Source organism: Nonomuraea sp. B5E05 (assembly GCF_039880665.1).
GTDB lineage: Bacteria > Actinomycetota > Actinomycetes > Streptosporangiales > Streptosporangiaceae > Nonomuraea.
The window spans coordinates 1-3501 of the sequence record NZ_JBDPMJ010000072.1; the positions used below are offsets into that span (position 1 = coordinate 1).

The 3501-nt window shown below is 59.9% G+C and carries 3 protein-coding genes; 2 read left to right on the forward strand and 1 reads right to left on the reverse strand.

The window, feature by feature from the left end; translation table 11 throughout:
• On the forward strand, positions 1-1753 hold a 1753-nt coding region (locus tag ABGB01_RS45720), incomplete at its 5' end, for an RHS repeat-associated core domain-containing protein (protein ID WP_347780593.1).
• A gap of 16 nt (positions 1754-1769) precedes the next feature.
• Positions 1770-2477 (forward strand): pentapeptide repeat-containing protein, encoded by a 708-nt coding sequence (locus ABGB01_RS45725; RefSeq protein WP_347780595.1) that lies wholly within the window; start codon positions 1770-1772, stop codon positions 2475-2477.
• Between the two features lie 109 nt (positions 2478-2586).
• Here the strand turns inward: ABGB01_RS45725 and ABGB01_RS45730 are convergent, their stop codons facing one another.
• Positions 2587-3414, reverse strand: coding sequence for a transposase family protein (locus ABGB01_RS45730; protein WP_347780596.1), 828 nt, complete (start codon positions 3412-3414; stop codon positions 2587-2589).
• Positions 3415-3501: the final 87 nt, after the last annotated feature.

A 3501-nucleotide genomic window follows, 5' to 3' on the forward strand; every position in this document is an offset into this window, starting at 1 on the left:
CACCGAGACCAAGGCCGGCACGACCACCGACTACACCTTCGACGCCTTCGACCGGCTCATCGCAGACGGCGACAGCGTCTACGCCTACGACGCCCTCGACCGCCTCACCAGCCGGATCCACGGCACCACCAAGCAGACCTTCGCCTACGCAGGGCTCGGCAACGACCTGGCCGCCATCACCGACAGCAGCGGCGCCGTCCAGGCCCGCTATGCCCGCGACGCCGGCGGCGGCCTGCTCGGCCTCAAGGAAGGCACCGGCGCGGTGGCGGCGTTCACCGACCTGCACGGCGACCTGGTGGCCACCTACACCACCACCCTGCAGACCTCCACCGCCTACGACCCGTTCGGCGCCGTCACCGCCCAGACCGGAACCAAAACCAACCTCGGCTACCAGGGCGAATACACCGACCCCGACACCGGCAAGGTCAACATGCACGCCCGCTGGTACCAGCCCGGAACCGGCACCTTCACCAGCCGCGACACCATGACCCTGAACCCCAACCCCTCGATCCAGGCCAACCGCTACACCTACGCCAACGCCTCACCCCTCACCGGCACCGACCCCACCGGCCACAACACCGTCAGCACCGGGAGCGGGCACTACACACCAGACATCGGCTACCAATCAGCCGCCGACGTGTATGGCCGACACGGCATTGTCTACGGAGGGGAAGGAAGCGCACTGTGTGTCGGCAGCTGCCCGTCCAGGGGCGACTTCGGCGGCGGAGCTATTGCATGTGACACGTACGGAAACTGCGCCGCTGCCATGGTTGACCCGAGCTGGCTTCGACACATCGAATGGAATCCAGGGTTCTCGACAGACGAAGCGATGAGAATCGATGTTCTGTCTGAAGGTCCGGGCGCGGGACGGGACGCTCCTGATGGCTTCTGGTCCGCCACCGCTGAGCAACGAGAGAAGTTCAGCATGCTCTACAGACCGGACGTCGATGACCAATACAACTATGCGCTCTGGAAACTAATTATCGCCGGAACGCCCACTGCTGCTGCAGGAGGCGGGGTTCTGTCGTCACCGACTAACCCCTGCAAAAGTAGCAACGCACGAGAGTGCGAGCGATTTAATCAACTGAGAGCTGAGCAGAAGTGGGCGATTCAATATGAAGCCTCGATTCGTGCGGCAATGAAGCGTGCGGGTTTAGATCCAGATCAGTGGCTCAACGATCCGGCCTTTTACGAGACGGCTGCTTGGGCGCTCATCGAAGACCAGGCTGACACCATGTTCTGCCAGGCAGTGGGAGCGCAGTGCTCCAAAGCCATGGAGTACATAAGTATCGCGCTCACCGTCGTTCATCTTACCTTGAAAGGGGCAGATACCTCAGATTCTCGTGCGAAGCGAAAGGAATCGGCTAACCTTATTCGCAAGGCGGTGGATGCTGTACTCAAAGGAACATGGCAGGATATCGTCAAGCAAAATCTCAGGCCGGACCAGATCGCAAAGTATAATGACCATATCGATAATAAGCGATGGAGGGCTGCGAGATCGTATATTGGTTTTGCCGTGCACAAGGCGGTTGCGAAAGAAGTCGGCAGGCTATACGGTCCGCGTTTCGTCTATCGTACGAAGGGGGTAGACTTCCTTGATACGACGAACGGGGTAAAGGTGGAGTTGACGACCTACACAAGTTGGTCATTCAGGAAGCATCTGATCAAAAGGGGCGACTATGCGCGTGCGCCCTATGTACTGTACAGAGGGCCAGGTTCGTTGCCGAAAATAACAGATTACCTGCCGCTTTGACTGTATCGGAGAAGCCGTGGAACTCGATAAGTTGGTCATAGAAGGAGAACATCTCGAAGGGCGAAAATTTCATAACGGCCGATGGGATCATGTGGCCATCGGCAACAGCGAGCTCGTGGGTTGTAGCTTCGCAGGGTCCCACTTCGTAAAGTCGACCGCCCTAGGCTTCGGTGTGAATGCAACTGTGTACTCACATTGTGATTTCGATAACACAGTGTGGGATAATGTATATGCGGGGCGAGCTGTTTTCGAATATTGCTCGTTTGAAAACGTGCGCCTCGAAAACATGCTCTTCGATGATGCGGAGATGGTCGGATGCTCCTTTAGCGGTGTCTTGAGTGGCGTCACATTCTCTGCTGAAGCAAGCGTGGCAGGAGGTAAGGTCGACCGGCCCGGCAATGCGTATCGTGGGAACGACTTCTCTCGAGTAACATTTCGAGATGTAAATTTTAGAGGCGGGATAGACCTTGATCTCCAGAGGTTGCCTGCACACCCGCATTATATCCTTGTCAGAAATGCAGAGGGATCCATTCGGCGGACCGTGGAAGTAGTTCGTGAATGGCCAGATGTGGAGAGAAAGGCGGCGCGAAGCTTTCTCGGAACCTTTTATGCGGAGGCTCAAAGAGGTCAAACTGACCTATACCTCGATACGACATTCCTCCGGTCCAGGCTTAGCGAAGACCGCTTGAGCGAGCTGATCGACTCGCTTTTGGGCGGCCGGTAGATTGCTACAAGTTGAATCTAAAGGTGGTCGGGCTTCTGCGTCACCATAAGGGGAAGCGACGGGATGAAGGCGCAGTCCAGTTCGACCACTCCGACATACTGACGTGATCTCAGCGAATGGCCGGTAGGTAGCCATGCTCAAAATGGGTGAGGACAAGTGCCGCCCGGGCGATGTCGCCGATGGCGCTGGGGCTGAGCGTGATGTGCTGGAGGATTCGCCAGCGGCCTTTGAGCAGGGCGAACCCGCGTTCGCCGAGACAACGCAGGGCGCGTAGGAGCCGGTTGTAGGTGCGGTTGTCCGGGCTGAGGATCTGGTTATCGTCGGGCTGCTTGATGGGGGTGTGAATACCGATCCCGGCGCCGTCGTAGCCGCTGTCGGCGAGGGTCGGCAGGCCTGCCGCGGCTGCGGCGTACAACGCGCCCAGCACGTGCGCACGGGCAGCGGTCAGATCATGGACCGAGCCTGGCTCGACCTCGGAGATCCACAGGGGAAGTCCGTCGGGTGCCGAGAGTGCTTGGAGGTTGCCGGCGTGATGGTGGGCCTTGCCGGAGTACCAGGCGTCGATGGGTTCGCCCTTGACGCTGATGGTCTGCTCGGCGCAGCGGTCGGCAGGGATCAGGGTGCCGTCCAGGATCACATAGGGCAGATCGTCGGCTTGGGCGCGGTCCAGAGCTTCCTGCAGATCAGGGGCTTGAGCTGCGAGGACGTCGATCCCTTCGGCGGTGTAGCGGTAGGCCGTGGCGCGGGAGACGCGGTGATCGCGGCCGAGCTTGGGGATGTCGCGTTCGCCCCGGAACCACCGCAGCACCAGGACCGCCTGCCAGAACGGGGTCAGGACGCGGCTCCCTTTGGGGGTGCCGAGCCGGCGGCGCTCGTCGTGCAGCAGTCGGGCGACGTAGTGAGTGTTTTCCATCCTGAAGCCGCAGGTCGCGGGCATGCTGCGCGAGTGGGTCTGATCGACAAGTAGAAGAGCCCCTGGTAGAAGGGTTGTCGACCAAGATCAACCGTTAGACCAGAGGCTCCG